The 16,499-nt window shown below is 45.8% G+C and carries 17 protein-coding genes and 1 pseudogene; 11 read left to right on the forward strand and 7 right to left on the reverse strand.

Translation table 11 applies throughout. From position 1 onward, the window contains the following. Window positions 1-95: 95 nt before the first annotated feature. Together FE296_RS07610 and msrA are read left to right on the forward strand one after the other, a co-directional pair. Window positions 96-353: a GlsB/YeaQ/YmgE family stress response membrane protein gene (locus tag FE296_RS07610; RefSeq protein WP_017686880.1), complete on the forward strand. Its 258-nt coding sequence runs from the start codon at window positions 96-98 to the stop codon at window positions 351-353. Window positions 354-727: 374 nt separating this feature from the next. Then, window positions 728-1,243, forward strand: a complete 516-nt coding sequence (gene msrA / locus FE296_RS07615; RefSeq protein ID WP_124115665.1) for a peptide-methionine (S)-S-oxide reductase MsrA — start codon at window positions 728-730, stop codon at window positions 1,241-1,243. 89 nt (window positions 1,244-1,332) lie between these two features. Here the strand turns inward: msrA and FE296_RS07620 are convergent, their stop codons facing one another. Both FE296_RS07620 and FE296_RS07625 read right to left on the reverse strand, forming a co-directional pair. Next, window positions 1,333-2,214: a putative RNA methyltransferase gene (locus tag FE296_RS07620; RefSeq protein ID WP_124115666.1), complete on the reverse strand. Its 882-nt coding sequence runs from the start codon at window positions 2,212-2,214 to the stop codon at window positions 1,333-1,335. Between the two features lie 283 nt (window positions 2,215-2,497). Then, window positions 2,498-3,766, reverse strand: coding sequence for a hypothetical protein (locus FE296_RS07625; protein WP_150364637.1), 1,269 nt, complete (start codon window positions 3,764-3,766; stop codon window positions 2,498-2,500). A gap of 262 nt (window positions 3,767-4,028) precedes the next feature. On the opposite strand from FE296_RS07625, the gene FE296_RS07630 reads away from it, so the two are divergent. The 3 genes from FE296_RS07630 to FE296_RS07640 all read left to right on the forward strand — a co-directional run bounded on the left by FE296_RS07630 (window position 4,029) and on the right by FE296_RS07640 (window position 6,332). Continuing rightward, window positions 4,029-4,625: a restriction endonuclease gene (locus tag FE296_RS07630; protein ID WP_036617077.1), complete on the forward strand. Its 597-nt coding sequence runs from the start codon at window positions 4,029-4,031 to the stop codon at window positions 4,623-4,625. A 118-nt stretch (window positions 4,626-4,743) separates the two neighbouring features. Beyond that, the gene (locus tag FE296_RS07635) at window positions 4,744-4,971 is read left to right on the forward strand and encodes a hypothetical protein (RefSeq protein WP_124115668.1); all 228 of its coding nucleotides are present in this window, start codon (window positions 4,744-4,746) and stop codon (window positions 4,969-4,971) included. 113 nt (window positions 4,972-5,084) lie between these two features. Next, complete coding sequence (locus tag FE296_RS07640; protein WP_223868802.1) at window positions 5,085-6,332, forward strand: DNA glycosylase AlkZ-like family protein; 1,248 nt, start codon at window positions 5,085-5,087, stop codon at window positions 6,330-6,332. 190 nt (window positions 6,333-6,522) lie between these two features. On the opposite strand, the gene fabV is transcribed toward FE296_RS07640, so the two are convergent. After that, on the reverse strand, window positions 6,523-7,716 hold the full coding sequence (fabV, locus tag FE296_RS07645; protein ID WP_150364638.1) for an enoyl-ACP reductase FabV: 1,194 nt from the start codon (window positions 7,714-7,716) through the stop codon (window positions 6,523-6,525). Window positions 7,717-7,919: 203 nt separating this feature from the next. Here fabV and FE296_RS07650 point away from each other — a divergent pair, with 203 nt between their 5' ends. Then, window positions 7,920-9,200, forward strand: coding sequence for an XRE family transcriptional regulator (locus tag FE296_RS07650; protein WP_150364639.1), 1,281 nt, complete (start codon window positions 7,920-7,922; stop codon window positions 9,198-9,200). Window positions 9,201-9,267: 67 nt separating this feature from the next. On the opposite strand, the pseudogene FE296_RS34210 reads toward FE296_RS07650, so the two are convergent. Next, window positions 9,268-9,360: pseudogene (locus tag FE296_RS34210) on the reverse strand (DUF3626 domain-containing protein); the annotation flags it as partial. A gap of 179 nt (window positions 9,361-9,539) precedes the next feature. Between FE296_RS34210 and FE296_RS07660 the strand changes: the two are divergent. The 3 genes from FE296_RS07660 to FE296_RS07670 all read left to right on the forward strand — a co-directional run bounded on the left by FE296_RS07660 (window position 9,540) and on the right by FE296_RS07670 (window position 11,404). Continuing rightward, window positions 9,540-9,773 (forward strand): XRE family transcriptional regulator, encoded by a 234-nt coding sequence (locus FE296_RS07660; protein WP_150364640.1) that lies wholly within the window; start codon window positions 9,540-9,542, stop codon window positions 9,771-9,773. Between the two features lie 296 nt (window positions 9,774-10,069). Further along, complete coding sequence (locus FE296_RS07665; RefSeq protein WP_150364641.1) at window positions 10,070-10,486, forward strand: hypothetical protein; 417 nt, start codon at window positions 10,070-10,072, stop codon at window positions 10,484-10,486. A gap of 123 nt (window positions 10,487-10,609) precedes the next feature. Continuing rightward, entirely contained in the window at window positions 10,610-11,404 is a 795-nt protein-coding gene (locus FE296_RS07670; RefSeq protein WP_150364648.1) for a hypothetical protein, read from the forward strand. Window positions 11,405-11,504: 100 nt separating this feature from the next. Here FE296_RS07670 and FE296_RS07675 read toward each other — a convergent pair whose 3' ends face one another. Both FE296_RS07675 and FE296_RS07680 read right to left on the reverse strand, forming a co-directional pair. Continuing rightward, entirely contained in the window at window positions 11,505-12,320 is an 816-nt protein-coding gene (locus tag FE296_RS07675) for a class I SAM-dependent methyltransferase (RefSeq protein ID WP_124115679.1), read from the reverse strand. Window positions 12,321-12,393: 73 nt separating this feature from the next. Continuing rightward, a complete protein-coding gene (locus FE296_RS07680; RefSeq protein WP_223868803.1) occupies window positions 12,394-13,335 on the reverse strand; it encodes a helix-turn-helix transcriptional regulator in 942 nt (313 codons plus the stop codon). Between the two features lie 88 nt (window positions 13,336-13,423). Here FE296_RS07680 and FE296_RS07685 point away from each other — a divergent pair, with 88 nt between their 5' ends. Further along, a complete protein-coding gene (locus FE296_RS07685) occupies window positions 13,424-14,857 on the forward strand; it encodes a glycoside hydrolase family 1 protein (RefSeq protein ID WP_150364642.1) in 1,434 nt (477 codons plus the stop codon). A 164-nt stretch (window positions 14,858-15,021) separates the two neighbouring features. Here FE296_RS07685 and FE296_RS07690 read toward each other — a convergent pair whose 3' ends face one another. Beyond that, window positions 15,022-15,687, reverse strand: coding sequence for a phosphatase PAP2 family protein (locus tag FE296_RS07690; protein WP_150364650.1), 666 nt, complete (start codon window positions 15,685-15,687; stop codon window positions 15,022-15,024). A gap of 172 nt (window positions 15,688-15,859) precedes the next feature. Between FE296_RS07690 and FE296_RS07695 the strand changes: the two genes are divergently transcribed. Next, complete coding sequence (locus tag FE296_RS07695) at window positions 15,860-16,435, forward strand: hypothetical protein (protein ID WP_190945079.1); 576 nt, start codon at window positions 15,860-15,862, stop codon at window positions 16,433-16,435. Window positions 16,436-16,499 lie beyond the last annotated feature (64 nt).

The following is a 16,499-nucleotide window of genomic DNA, read 5'->3' on the forward strand; positions in this document are numbered from 1 at the left end:
AATATGCAAAAATTTTTATGCCAATTGTTTAAATGCTTCTGTAGCGGTTAATAGTAGACAGACAACAACAAAAACTTTAATTAGAGGTGAATGATATGGGTTGGTTATGGTCATTAATTATCGGTGGTATCATTGGTTGGTTGGCAGGTTTGATCGTTGGTCGTGACATTCCAGGTGGTGTTATTGGTAACATCATTGCTGGTTTCATCGGTGGATGGTTAGGTGGAGTAATCTTGGGAGATATGGGTCCTGAGATGGGCGGATTCTACATTGTACCTGCATTGATTGGTGCGATCGTTCTTGTAGCCATCGTAAGCTTGATCTTCCGTTCGATGGGACGTAGTCGCGGGTAACTTAATCAAGATATTTCTTGAATTAGTTGTCAGCTAAATGTTTTACCAATGAAGAGGTTGATTGAGAGCCATAACCATGGCTTTCAATCAACCTCTTGTTGTTTTAAAATATATAAAGATATGCGTAATAGCTATCTATATAAATTGGACTAAACATTTACACGAGAACGTAGAGGACAGAAATAACCTGAAGAAGCGGGGCTAAAAGCTTTCTTACAGAAAGCTGCTTCGAAAGCATACACTCGCCTTTATCACCAGATTTTCTCCTTGTAAAGCCAAATATAAAAAATCTGGGGATAACAGCGATCAGAAGGTTGTTCTGTCATCGGAGTGGTAAGTGTAAAAGGTAGTTTAGATAAGAGGGGATGAACGGAATGGAAAAAGCTACATTCGCCGGCGGATGTTTCTGGTGCATGGTTACACCGTTTGAAGAACAACCGGGCATTCATGGCATTATATCGGGTTATGCCGGCGGTCACGTCGAGAATCCAACATATGAGCAGGTCAAAACCGGGGAGACCGGTCATGTCGAAGTGGTTGAGATTACATTTGATCCAGATGTATTCCCTTATGAACGACTGCTGGAGCTCTACTGGCCGCAGATTGATCCCACGGATGACGGAGGTCAGTTCCAGGATCGGGGAACACAGTACCGTACGGCAATCTTTGTGCATAATGAACGTCAACGTGAGCTTGCTGAACAGTCCAAACAGGAACTGGCAGCCAGCGGACGATTCACTCAACCGATTGTTACGGAAATTCGGGATGCCGTCGTGTTCTATCCGGCTGAAGACTATCATCAGGATTACCACAAGAAAAACGAGAAACATTATAAGGAAGACCGTGCGTTATCCGGACGGGACGAATTTATCGAGCAGAACTGGAAATAATGCATCAGATCACATGAAAAGCCGGGCGAGTTCCAGTTGGAACTCGCCCGGCTTTTTGGCTGTATGGAGGCTGAAATCAGCCATAACGGTTATCTGATTGTTCCTACCAGTATTTCTACGTCAATGGTAATCTTCGACAAGGAAGTTTGAATGCTCACCAGGGATGATCCCGACCGATGCCAGGAAAGTGGTGTCATATGAACGAGTGAATCCAGCATGTTTGCGGTGACGGGCAGCGTGTAGGTCAGCGGAATGCTGGCGATGAGATGATGATGTTTGCGGAATCGGTCCAGCGTAAGTTCCCGGCCGTCTGCTCGATCAGGTCGATTCAGGAACAGCATTTCTCTTAGTTCAATTAAATATCGTTCACGGGGGATGACTTTGATGATCCATCCCCCATCCTTCAGAATTCGTCCAAACTCTTCATAGTTGGAAGGAGAAAATATATTCAGGATGATGTCCAGCTGACCTTCTGCAAACGGACTGCATGCCAGATCGCCGACAAACCAAATTTGCTGGTTGTAGGCAGAGGAAGCCATGGCAATGCCTTCTTTGGCAATGTCGATGCCCCAGCCAACGGCTGGAGTATTCTGCGTAATCTGCTGCAGAAATGTTCCCTCTCCTGTGCCTGCATCCAGAATATGCACGGGATAGCTGATGTCAACCGAATAACGTGAGATCCACCTGCGTAGTACTTCGGTCAAAGGAGCATAAATACCGGTTTCCGATAAGATATTCCTTTTGGCAGTAAATAAACGTTTGTCATAGTTGCCCTTGAAAAAACGTGTCATGAAATTGATATAGCCTTGTCTTGCAAAATCAAAGCTATGCCTGGACACACATTGAATGCTCCCTGAGTTAATGGTTGCCATAGGGCTATGACAGATGGGACAGTTCAACATATGGATGTATGGATTAATAAGCGCAGCGCTACGTTCTCTGCGATGGACTGACATGGAATAACACCCCATTCATTCAGATTTGGATAACTGAAGAAAAGGGCATAACAAATAAACCTCTGCACGAAATTCAAAAAAGAGGTTTATGGCTATGCCCCAAGTTATCTATATCGAATGAACTGAATAATCATAGGAAGGTTAAGCTCCTTTTGCCTATCAAGATTAGGGTGAAGCAAGAGAACGTTACTAGTATAACAGGATGAGAAGAAATGACAAGTAAGGGGAGCCAGGCGAATTTGAAATAAAAGAGCGCCCTGTCAACCGTTTAGACGGTCATACAGAAGCGCTCTGTTCATTATTTTGCAGCAGCCTTTAATACATATTTGGACAATTTCTCATCGTTCATGGAATAGATGACATCATCCACATAGGTTGAAACACCTTCTAATGAAGGAACCGAGGCACTGGTAGTGTAGATATGCACGTCATCCAGCGTCTGTGGATCAAGAATGTATCCTGTTTTGGCAAAATCAAGCTGATACTGACCATCCTGTGTCTGGTCGACATGCATCAATGCAGGCTGTGCGTCCTTGAATGTACGCTCAGTCACTTTGCCTTTCATCGTGTACAGTTCCAGCTTCTGCCCTGTAAAGACGGTATAACCGTTGCCGGCCGTCTGAATGTAGGCATCACCAGCAATGGCACGTCCCCAAGCAAGCTTGCCATCGATGCCAAAGCCCATCAGCCGGTTACCTGTGTTCTCAAAATTGGCACGCATAATGATGGAACCATCGTCGAGAATGGCCAGTGATTCACCGCCTCCATCCCCTAATGTATTCGCATTGGCAGGGAATTGGTAGAAGGACAGACGATTCATCGTACGATCATAGATCTCCACTTTTGGATTCGCAGCTTGCTGCCAGAAGTTGCCTACCTTGGTTTGTTTACTGGCATCCACTACAATTCGACCATGATCAGCCTTAAGCACGTTGCCGTTGATGGTCTTTTCGGTAATCAGCGTGCCCTTTTTGTCATATAACGAGATGGCGGAGCGAACCGAACCATTCGATTGTACGCCCTGACTTGAAGCAACCATCAGCGTATCGTTATCCAATAGGGATATGCTTGCAGGTGAATTCACCGTTTTGATCCAGTTGGTTTTACCGGATGTATTGAATGAGTACAATTTTTTGGTTTTGTCCGAATATTCCATATACACATAAGCTGTACCGTTGCTGGCATATACCGAATCGGAGTAGGTGGTATAAGGACCGCTTTTCTCATGGAATATCGTATTCCACTTCAATTGTCCAGTTGTAACATCGAATGCTTGGAGAGAGTCCAGTTGCCAGTCGAGTGTTGTTTTGCTGCTTGTTTTGGTCACGGGCTGGAAGGCATGTACATATACAAGATTTTTGGATGGCACGGCATGGATTCCCTTAATCAGGACATCTTTCTCTGTATTAGCCTCAGATAACATCAGGGAAGATGACGTCCACGCCGGTTTGGGCATGGATTCGGTTGAAGCAGCGGCGTAACCTGTTGTATTCATGGTGAAGAGGAGCATGCCGCTGAGAATGAGGGCAGCCCATGTTTTGGACTTGTGTTTGGTCAATGTATGCAAGTGATAAACCACCTTTCTTCTTCGGTTCATAACAGAACCGATTGTTGAATTTTACCATTAAAGTCAAGCTGAATTCAACCGAACACACTGTAACCTTTTATCATTGATTTGTCGAAATAACCATGTTTGGAGAAGTGTGACGGTTACAGGGAATTCATCTTCTTTCGATGAAGGTGGAAGTCTGATATATTTAGTGCGGTGACAAGCCATATCTGCGTAAGACGTTGGATAGAACATAGGAAATGAAACAAGGAGAATAGCTATGAACTGGAGTGAAAATGTGACCCTATGGGTCATCGGATGTATCATCATATTGTTGCTGCTGGCCTGGATTATTCGGCGAGTTATCGGGCGCGGGCAGCGGATCCGAAGTGAAGCCAATCCTCGTAAGATCACAATAAAGGACATCGACAAGATGGAGGATGGTTCGGAATTTGAATTATATCTCTATCATTTATTCGAAGAGCTCGGGTACGATGAGGTGCATAAGACAACGAGTAGCCGGGATTTCGGGGCCGATCTGGTGTTTGTTGATAGACTCGGCAGACGAAGTGTTATACAAGCAAAGCGATATGGTGCGAACCATCCCGTAGGATTGAGTGCAGTGCAGGAGATATATACATCCATGCGTTATTATGAAGCCGACCGGTCAATTGTATTAACGTCCGCTCGTTACACCGAAGCCTGTCGGACGCTTGCAGCGGTTAATGGAGTGAAGCTGCTGGACCGGGAAGACCTGATGGAATTAATCCTATTATTCAAAGCCAGAAGAGTAGAAGAAGCATTGGAACTGATCGAAGAAGATGATCACGAACCAATCGAGACGTGGCAGTCCCGGCGAAAGCGACAATCCCGCTAAGTGCTTGGGTGGAAGCTTTTTTATGATGTATAGCCCATTCCAGTAGGAAGCACCTTCACTTGCGTAGCTGCACATGATATATTGAGTGTATATCAACCAAAGGAGTGTGTGATCCATTATGGCACGTACACAAACACAAAAAGCATTACGCAAAGCAGAGCGGTCAGGCAAGTGGTGCTCGGAACAGAGCCGAAGAGTTAACGGAGATTATGGTGCGTTATCCCAGCATGTACGGCTCATGCCTACGAAGCAGGAAAAATTGCAAAAGGTCAAACACAAGAAGCAGATCATCCAGGATGGTGGTGCTTCTTTTTATTTTGTCTATGAGGAACGGATTGCTGGATAAGTAAGACGGTAGATTCTTTCTTTGGTTGGAAAGTAATCATGTGGACTGTTAGAATCAATCTTATAAATTGGCTATAAATTCTGTACATATAATGAAGGGGAGAACCTATACATATGACAACAGCGCTGCACATGAATAAAAAAAACGTTCGGCGTTTTTTGCTGCAAACGCAAGCTTTACTGGGACGGTGGCCTGCAGTTTCCTTACCTTCGGGACCCGATCAAGTTTTGAGTTTGATTCGCTCCCTTGGTTGCGTGCAGATCGATCCTGTGGCTGCTGTAACCGGAAACCAGCATTTGGTGTTGGGGGCTCGTGATCCTGGTTATACGGCTGACAGCTTAAATACGCTGCTGAGTGATCACAAGGTGTTTGAATATTTTGCAAATGCTGCCTGTGTCATTCCGATGGAAGACTATGCTCTCTTTGAACCTGTGCGTGCCCGATTAAGGGAGCGTCTGGCTCCGTCCTTGCAAGGTTTGGAGAAAACAGTGCAGCATGTGTTACAGCGTTTGAAGGAAGAAGGACCTTTACCTTCAAGAGCCTTTCGTGCTGTTGAGCGGGTAAGTGGTTATTGGGACAGTGCGGATGTGCCAAAGACGAAGGATACCACACTTGCTCTGAATTTACTGTTAGACTCCGCTGTAATTCGTGTGGTGGCGAGGCAGGGGAATGAACGTTATTTCCATATCACCGAATCCGGATTGCAGCAACAGGGACTTCCGATGAAAGAAGACATGGATGTGTTGGCCCAGAGACAGGCTCTGCTGGATAAATACATTTATGCGTATCGTGTCGTAGATGCCCGTGATCCCCGTCTCGGTTGGCTGAAATCTACAGCGGCTGAACGACGCGCCGATATTGCTGCCCGTGTGTCAGATGGGCGAATGATCCCGCTTAAGGTGGAGGACGTGGCCACGCCTTATTATATTCGTGCTGAAGATGAGGATTTGCTAATGCATATGGAAAGGGAAGAGCCGCACTATGATCCGTCAGGCCCGGTCCGTTTCCTGCCGCCGCTGGACAACCTGTTATGGAGAAGAGAACGTATTGTTGATTTATTCGATTTTCATTATAAATGGGAGATTTATACCCCAGAGGTGAAAAGAACCTACGGTTATTATGCCATGCCTATTCTTCACGGCGATCGGTTGATTGGGCGTATGGACCCACGACTTGATCGCAAAACTGGAGTACTTACCGTTCGTTTGTTATCTATGGAAGAGACTGCTCCACCTGTGGAGGAATGGATGGCGGATTTTCGGGAGGGACTTCAATTCTTTGCGTCCATGCATGGAGCACGTTCCATTACTATCGAGAAGACGGTACCAAAAGAGCTGAAAAAGCTGCTTAAATCGATTTGATTAGGGGATATACGAAAGAATGTATGGATACGGAAAAATGGAATTGTTGAGGGGATAAAGGATCTAAAAAGGACAAAAAAGGAGGAGCCAGAGAGCCCCTCCTTCATTTATTTTAAAATCATATTTTTAACATGATATCCGCAAGTTAGCTCTAACGAAAACCTGAGCTCACGTCCACGCAAAAACTTCTTTAGTTCACCAGATGAGGTACTTCAACGTTTGGATCAACATCTGCTTCATAATCCACACCATCGGTTTCAAAACCAAACAGCTGGAAGAATTCGCGACGGTAACCTTCCAAATCGGACAGATCGTAGATGTTTTCTGTGGTCAACTCATTCCAGAGCTTCGCCACTTCTTCCTGAACGTCAGCTCTCATCTCCCAATCGTCAATGCGAATGCGACCTTCAGCGTCGGTTGGAACTTCTCCCCCCGCATACAGGCGATCAGCGAACAAACGTTGCAATTGCTCGATGCAGCCTTCGTGCAAGCCTTTTTCTTTCATGACTTTGTACAATGCTGAGATGTACAGCGGCACGACTGGAATCGCGGAGCTGGATTGAGTCACTAGCGCTTTGGCTACAGTTACGTACGCACGTCCACCTTTGGCGCTCAGACGATCATTCAGCTTATGCGCAGTCGCTTCCAGATGATTCTTGGCTTGACCGATGGAACCATCACGATAAATGGCATGGGTAAGTTCAGGACCGATGTAGGAAAAAGCGATTGTTGTTGCATCGTCAGCAAGCACGCCGCCTTGTTGCAGGGCATCCATCCATAGTTCCCAATCGTCTCCACCCATAACGGTTACCGTCTGACGAATTTCCTCTTCGGTTGCCGGCTCAAGAGTAACAGAGCTGATTTCGCCTGTGTGGAAGTTTACCGTTTTGTTCGTGTAGGATTGTCCGATTGGCTTCAGCACAGAGTTGAATACTTCACCTGTGTTCGGATCGGTACGGCGTGCGGAGGCTACGCTGTATACGACCAGATCCACTTGACCGAGTTCACTGCGAATCAGTTCAACGGCTTTGTCTCGTGTTTCGTTTGCGAATGCATCACCTGTAATGCTGTACGATTTCAGGCCTGCTTCCTCAGCGGCTTTTTCGAATGCAGCGGAGTTGTACCAACCTGCTGACGCCGTACGTTTTTCTGTAGAACTGCTCGGACGGTAAATGCCGACTGTATTCGCTCCCGCTCCAAAAGCAGAAACGATGCGTGACGCCAGACCGTATCCGGTGGAAGCACCGATCACGAGCACATTACGCGGTCCGTTCAGCTCAGGCTGGGATTTCACATAATCAATCTGTTCCTGCACTTGTGCAGCGCAACCTACAGGATGGGAAGTGGTACAAATAAAACCACGTGTTCTTGGTTTAATAATCATTTATTTGCATCCTTTCATATTCAGCTCATGTTTCAGCATTTTGATAAAATGCTCTGACACATACTTTCTTATTGTAAAACAATTACCTCGGAAACGGAAACCGTTTCGTTTGATTTCGCCGGAAGGGTGGCGTTATATCTCTAATTTTGCGATGATGTGAATAGAATGTACTCGCTTGTTAGGATAGAAAGGACAGGGATACCATGCTGAAGGAACGCATTGAACTGCTAAGCAAAAGAAAACAAATCTCCCGTAAAGACCTTGTGGAAGGTCTGGTCACGCAGGCCCACTTTGCCAATATCCTGGCGGATCGTTATCCGCTCCCTGAGGACTTGGCCGAAGCCATCGCCGGGCGTCTTGGGGTATCCCCTTCCTATATTCTAAAAGCTGCGGCTCAGGACGAGGAAACACTCGAACGGGCAGAGGTTATTTTCGAACAAATGTCGGTCCCAGCGTCGGCGATATCCGAAGATACGGTGCATGCACTGGCAGATCGGGATGACACGTTGACCATAGAGTTGACAACGGCCTTGATGAAGGCGGTCTATTATCAACAATTAAACGATGCAACGGCTCATGAGTATATACATACGTCCTACCTCAATTTTTACCTGGAGAAATACGGTCGTCCAGACGATATTGATCTGCCACGTCCGTTAGTCAAGGCACTTTTATTCTATAAAATACAATATTATCGCTCCAAAATGGCTTTTGTGGATGTATTAACTCATGCAACCAGGCTCAGTGAGCTGGCGCTTCCTGGCAGTGAATTCTGGTTGTCTTTGCAAAATATCAAGATGGAAGCCTACATTCAGGTCAAACAGTATGAAGAGGCAAAACAGGTATTCGAGCTTACAATGCGTCATGTCTATGATCAGCGGATGTTCCATCGGTTGTCTGGGTTATATGTGGCATATAGTGGCTATTGCTTCGCAATGGGGCTGGTTCAGGAGGCCCTTTCGGCATTAACGATGGCGGAGGCGAACCTTGTATATGCGGGCAATCAGGGAGATCTGGTGACGGCAATTGCCAACAATCGAATTGTCATGCTGACGATGACGAGTGAACTGGATCAGGCACAGGCGGAGATTGAACGATTTGAGTCACTATTGCAGCAGGAAACGGAAGAAACACAGCTCGCGATGCGTCCGCTCATCCATGTATATCGATGCGAAGTGGCTCTGGCGCGGAAGAACTGGGGCGTGCTCGCGCAGAGTGTAGATCAACTCTTGAAATGTGCAATAACACAGGACCAGCAGATGAGCGCAACCTTCTACCAGAGCCATCTGGCTCTTGCGCATGGAGAACGCGAAGTTTTCATGGAGCAGGCGCTTGCGTGTCTGCCTTATTTTGAATCCGCACAGCATGTCATGCGACTTGAACCGTTATATGAGGGGATGGCCGTAGTATCCGAGGATCAGCGCAAATACAAGGAAGCAGCCATGTATTATCGGAAGTTGGTATATTTGTTACGCAAAAAATAGAGTGAGGATCGGCCTGGATGGGTGCCCTTAAATGATGGGGCGGCAACAAGCAAGGAAATATGATCCAAAACGTGGCTGACTTTATTCTCTGCTCAAGTAGTGCTTCAGCAATACTTTTCATGGTCGGATCTAATCGATCTGGGTGGAAGTGTAGCGCAATACTTGCATAACGGGAAACGTTAGCCCGATAAAAACTAGGAAGAAGCTGAACATTATGATCGGCCACTTCTGCACCTTTTCTTGGCGGTTCATCGTTACGGCTCGCTTTATGAAGTATATTCATGCTTGCAATGGACCACGCTTAAAGTTAAATATCATCATATACGGGAGGATCACTTCTTGAAATTTGAACTAGGACATTGCTTACTGAATGAACGATTGATGGAATCCGGAAAGTCAGCGGAATGGTTGGCAAAAGACTTACTTTTTAAACCGGAACGAGTTTACGACTTTATTGAAAACAAAAGAGTGATGCCACTCAAAATTGCCATATCGATCGCCGATTCCATCGGTTGTGATGTTCGTACCCTGTATGAATTAATACCGAACAATAATGAAGTAAAGAGAGTGTGATGGAATGAGTGTAGGTTGCTCCTTTTTTGTTTGATCCGATGGTAGATGAGTGACTAAGTCATATCTAACAGAACACGTTTAGGCACAAAATATAGCAGTCAATGGTGAAATGGAAATCGGATTAGCAGATCTTTTTTGCGAAATAAGCATAATTCCTTACCAAAGAAACGATCATCCCGTAATTCAATTGCCGGATTTTTCGTTTTTTTTGTATGCCCTCAGAAGGGTATTCAAGGACAAGCTGCCGTGTTTATAATTTAACTATAATCAAAACTAAAACAAATGAGGTGCTTGATATGGGATGGTTTGGTAAAAAGAACAAACAGGAAGATGCAATTGCTAGAGCGGATAAAATGATGAATAAAGGACTCACTGGCATGATGATGAAAGGTTTCGTATCCAAGGAACATCGGGAGGCGATCAACCAAAGTTTGGATTCGGCAAAACAGGCACAATTGGCCGCGGGTGGTTCGCTTCCATTAACGGCAACAGCAACGGTGGTGACAATCACCGATACAGGCAAACTGATCAACTTTGATCCGATTGTTGTGCTTGTATTGGATGTGACAGAGACAAACGGTAACCAGTATCAGCGAACCTTGGAGACACTGGTGTCCAAAATGCAGATTCCACGAGTTGGAGATCGGGTGGGATTGGGTCAGAATCCAGCGAATCCGTCCGAACTGATCTATATGGGACTGGTTTCCATCTAGAAGGTTTTTGCTTGGAGGACAGTGATACTCCATTTATACAATACGTATAACAACTGATTGCAGACATATCATTAGAGGTTTGGATAGAGATATGAAGAGAAGGATGAAGAGAGGGTGGGCCATATGGTAGGTTTTCTGAGATTCATTGGCGTATTAACTGTGTTTGGAGTGGGGTTCTCCCCATTTCTGGCACAGAAGATGTGGGATGATCCGTTTATCATCATGGAAGCCTGGTGGTATAAACCGGCGATCTTTGCCGGGTTCGGGTTGATCTTTGTTCCTGCGATTTTGAGTAATATTTTTGGCGTAGGTCGAGTCAAGACAGGTTTACCGGCAGTGGGTGTCATTAAGAGCATACAACAGACTGGCACGTATATAAACGAACAGCCGGAGGTTCGATTGGGTCTAACGGTGTCGCGTAAGGGGCGTGAGAAATACGATACGGAAATGAAAACCGTTATTCCCCTGACATCCATGGCACAGTTTCAGCCGGGCAGCTTCATTCCGTTAGTGGTCTCTGTGAAGGATGAACGCAAGGTAGGGCTTGATATGAAAGGACAGTTATCACAGGAGGATATGCAGCAATTGCTGGATGAAAAGATGGTACAACAAGGAGTGTCCCCTGAGATGATGGATATTGCAAGAACAGGCGAAAAAGCGATGGCCAAGATCCTCGATGTCACTCCACTTGGCAGTGGAGGCAGTAATAAGATCAAGCTTCAGCTCAAACTCAGCATAACAAAGGCGAACGGTGAAACGTTCAATGTGACAACGCAAAAAGAAATTTTGTCATCTGCGCTGCCGCAGGTGCAGCAAGGCCATATCATTAACGTCATTTATTTAAGACAAGACCCGACAAAATTGGTGTTGGCATTGAATGTACAGGAGCGACAATTAAGTGACTTATTCTCTTCCTGACGATATAGACAATAGGGAGGTCGTACACGTCATATACATGACATGTACGACCTCCTTTTGGCATTTGGTATGTAGGAGAGATGCAAGCAACGTACTACTTTCAGACAATACCGAGGCGCATGCGATAAGAAAAGAGGACTTTTCTGGATTCTCCGTCAAATACACGATTAGCCAGCGATCTGAACTCGTCAGCCGCTGTTAATAGATCATCCGCTCCGAGCTTCAACGCCGTTTGCAGGCCGCCTTGGCTCAGGGCGAGATTGACATATCGATCGGCTGTGAATGTCTCGTGGTGATGAAATACGATTTCCCGAACATATCGGAACAGCCCGGACTGCTGAATCTGCTGCAAATGACCATCCTTGCTCCATTTGTGTGCCTGACTATCCTGGGGAGCCAGACTGGCTGCTCGTTGATCTGCTTCCTTATTCAGCTGCAGATAGGCTTGTTCTAACTGCCAGTCTAACATTGGCGGCCAGTCACAATCATAGGCAGCAAATATGCCGCCTGTACGAAGTACACGTGCAAACTCGCGTAGTGTAGGTTGCGGCTCCATCCAGTGAAATGATTGGGAGCAGGTAAGCACATCTACACTGCCATCTGGTAATCCAAGGTCGTGAGACAAGCCGGACACAAACCGCAGGTTATCCGGCTTCCCGGCAGATTCCCACTTGGATTCTGCTACAGACCTCATGTCATCGCTGGGTTCAAAGCCGATGATACGTTCAGCTTCATTAAGCCAGATCCACGAAGATAAGCCGGTGCCACAGCCAACATCTGCGACCATGCGTGGTGTGCTGCCAAGATATGTCGTTAGAATATCCACCACTTCAGTGGGAGCAGCTGGTCGGTTCTGATCGTATAACGTACCAAAACCTTTGAAACGTTCCACATTGTTGCGTCTAATGTCTTGCATGGATAAACCTCCTTCGGTCTGATGGATGATGGAGAGTCAGCTGTGATCAAAAGTTGTATAGGCCTATATTATATCATTCATTGTTGGGTAGTTTGTTCATGACGTTCTGCAAATGTTCAACGGCTTGGATATGACGTCTCAGCAATTCCTGTCCAACATGAACAGGCTCAATTACGGTCAGCTCCGAACCAAACGACAGCAGGAAAGAGTAGAGCCATTCCCCTACATTCAGTTCGAGAGACACACGGAGCCTGCCAGCAGGCTCTTTTATAATGAGGGACGGTTCGAAAAAATCATACACTCGGTATGCAATATTGCTGGAGAACGAGATTGTAAGAGGAGTCAGGATAGGAGCTGCTTCTGATTCAGGGTAGGTTGACCCCGCATCAACAGGGTGATCGTGTTTTCTCGTTAGAAAAGTTAATTGGGTAATTCGTTTCATCTTAAATGTCTCGAATTCTCTCCGGTCAGGATCATCATGAATATACCCTTTGAAGTACCAAGTACTGTTTTTGAAAATAAGCTTCTGTGGTTCCACCGTTGGAATGCTCTTCTCTCCATCCGAATTAACATAATGAAACGTAATCAGTTGATTCGTTAATATGGCTTGTTTCACCTGATTGAACAGTTCTCTCTCTTGCAGAGGAATGCTGCCCCATGGCGAGAAATTGAATTCGATCCAATCCAGCTTGTGATCAAACAGGGCGGTCAGCCGTTGCAGCATATGGGCACTGTTAAGGTGTGGGATTGCACTGATGCTGTATAGTCCCATCAAAATTTCATTCTGGTCTTCTTCCGACAGCAGGGACTTGTCCATGACATAGTTGTCCATCAGATGAATACCGCCATGCTTTCCGGTCGTGGTATAGACTGGGATGCCCGCAGCGCTTAGCCGATCGATATCGCGGTACACCGTACGTACAGAAATCTCGAACATACGGGCGAGTTCGGGTGCAGTGGCCTTCTTTTTCTCCAATAACAAAAGCAACATTCGAAATAATCGGTTATTTTCCATGCTCTGATTATACCATGACAATAGGTGTCAGGGTATGGGTGGTACACTGGTTACATAGTCTTGTTGAGATATGAAGGAGGAACTGGTCATGACAATGAAAGAAGGATTTTACTGGGGTGGCGCAACGGCTGCCAATCAATTCGAAGGTGGATGGAACCAAGGTGGCAAGGGGCCAAGCACGTCTGACATGATGACAGGAGGAACCCACACGATTCCACGCCGGATTACGCCTGTACTAGAAGAGGGCACGTATTATCCGAGCCATGAAGCGGTTGATTTTTACGGACATTACAAAGAAGATATTGCCATGATGGCAGAGATGGGCTTCAAAATGTTCCGCATGTCCATCAACTGGTCCCGCATCTATCCGAACGGTTACGATCTGGAGCCAAACGAAGAGGGATTGCAGTTCTACGATAATGTTTTTGCCGAGTTGAAAAAGTACAATATTGAGCCGCTCGTAACGATCTCCCATTATGAAACACCATTCGGTCTGACACAGAAGTATAATGGCTGGGCTTCCCGTGAAGTCATCGACTGTTATATCCGTTATTGTACAACCCTCTTTAATCGATACAAGGATCAGGTCAAATACTGGCTGACGTTCAACGAAATCAACTGTCTGACGATGCCGATGGGTGCTTATATGGCTGCAGGTATTCTGTTTGAAGGCAAAGAGACACTGGTCGACGGAGTGGATGATCCACAGACTCGTTTCCAGGCATTACATCACCAATTCGTTGCGAGTGCCAAAGCGGTGAAGCTGGGACATGAGATTAACCCTGATTTCCAGATCGGCTGTATGGTCGCTTTCATGACAACTTATCCAAACACATGTAACCCGGACGACATGTTGCTTGCACAGAAAAAAGACCAAATCTCCAATATGATCTGCGGTGATGTACAGGTTCGTGGAGCATATCCTGGATTCGCCAAACGTTTCTTCGCCGAAGAAGGTATCCAGATCGAGATGCAACCGGGAGACGAGCAGACCTTGCGTGAAGGCTGCGTAGACTTCTATTCCTTCAGTTATTATATGTCTTTGGTTGAAAGTGCGGACGAGTCTCTTGAGAGAGCAGAAGGTAATCTGCTGGGCGGTATCAAAAATCAATATCTCGAAGCTTCCGACTGGGGTTGGCAGATTGATCCAAAAGGACTGCGTTACACGCTGAATCATCTGTATGATCGTTATCAGATTCCACTGATGGTGGTTGAGAACGGTCTGGGCGCTGTCGATGTGGTAGAGGAAGATGGCACCATTCAAGATGACTATCGCATTGATTATCTGAAAGGTCACATTGAACAGATGAAAGAAGCGGTCGCTGACGGCGTAGATCTGATTGCCTACACGATGTGGGGATGTATCGACCTGGTTAGTGCATCCACTGGAGAGATGAAGAAGCGTTATGGCTTCATTCATGTCAACAAGGACAACGACGGTAACGGAGATTTGAGCAGAACACCGAAGAAGAGTTTCCACTGGTACAAAAAAGTTATTGAATCGAATGGTGAAGAGTTATAAATTGGTGTGAAAAAAACCAGATCCGCCTGTTCCCTTAAATGGGACAAGCGGTCCATGTGGTCCTGAACGAATTCAGGACTACTATATATGAATATAAAAATACCCGGCTATCCTTCAGTTAAGGAAAGCCGGGTATTTCTTTGTGTAGTTCAATAGCGGGCCGCCTAGGCCAGCCTTCTGCTTTGCAGTTGGGACATGCGCTCCAAATGTCGTCGATAAAACCATATGCATGTGGAGAGCCAGCAACCACTTAAGAAGTATCCGCCTACGATATCACTTGGATAATGCACCCCCAAGTAGATACGACTTATACCAATGGTCAGTATAAATACGGCGCTGGCAACAATCATCAGCACACGTCCGGTGACGGTGGGTACATGTTTCCAGATTAGAAAGGCCAGTCCACCGTATAGGCTAAATGCTGCCATAGAATGCCCACTGGGGAAGCTATAGCCGCTCACTTCAATGATCCGGTTAATGGTAGGTCTGGCACGCTGGAATACCAACTTGAGCAATGCATTTAACAGGGTTGAACCTGCGAGCACGCAAGCGAGGAAGAGTAGTTCGCGTTTGTGTCGCAGCCAAACGTATAACACAATCATGGCAATGATTGTAATGATAACCACAGGCATTTCACTGCCGATCCAGGTGAAAAACTGCATGAATTGTGTCATGCCGGGGGATTCCAAGCCCTGAATCCAGCCGATCAGCGTATCATCAAATCGATGAATCTGGTTATCGCTGATGGATAGGGCGATGCTTATAAAAGCGATCATGCATAACGCTGCAACGAGCAGCGGGAATGAGAAGTTCTTTTTCCAGTTGTGCATCAAATGTTGAGATCCTCCGTGAACGTTAATTTCGTATGTTGGCTCCTTGCGTATGTTGGACATAACGATATTTGTATTGTGCTATAATTTTACAATAATTATAGCAGCAATAAAAATATGTAACCTTTACAACGTTTGTTCAAGCAGAGAATGTAGGAGGGGAGCGGTCGGAATGAAACAACGGTTGGTGATGTGCATGTTGGTCTTACTGTTGGTTACGTCGGGGTTAGCTCTATTTCCCGGAGAGAAAGTGTATGCTTGCGGTTGTGTGGAGAGTGGTGTCCAAGAGAGATTGAAGACAAACACAACTGTATTTACAGGAGAAGTGGTAAAGAAAGGACCATCGCAGCAATCGAAGAATGATGGCATGTTAAGAGAGTATACCTTTGATGTAGATACGGCATGGAAGGGGGTTAACGCCAAAAAGATGAAAATCATCGCGAGTGACGGTGGGTCTGAATCATGTGGTATTCAATTTGAAAAGAATCAGTCCTACCTGATCTATGCTTATCAATCTGAACTGGATCATAAGCTGCATACGAATCTGTGCAGTCGCAATGTTCTTGTGGAACAAGCCGGAGATGACTTGAAATTGCTGGGCGCAGGCAAGGTTGTAAGTAAAGAAGATTTTGGAGAAACCAGTGATGGCGGGCGAAGTGGACCTGTCTATCTTATCTTATACGGTACAGTCATTTTATTAGCAGCATTGGCAGTCGTGTGGTTTTGGAGACGAAAGAAAAGAATCTGATTGTAGGTCTAATGTAAATTGAAAGTTGGATTGTATAACATAAGGGTTTGTATGACGAAAAAAA

It is taken from the genome of Paenibacillus sp. UASWS1643, assembly GCF_008693195.1.
Lineage (GTDB): Bacteria > Bacillota > Bacilli > Paenibacillales > Paenibacillaceae > Paenibacillus > Paenibacillus amylolyticus_B.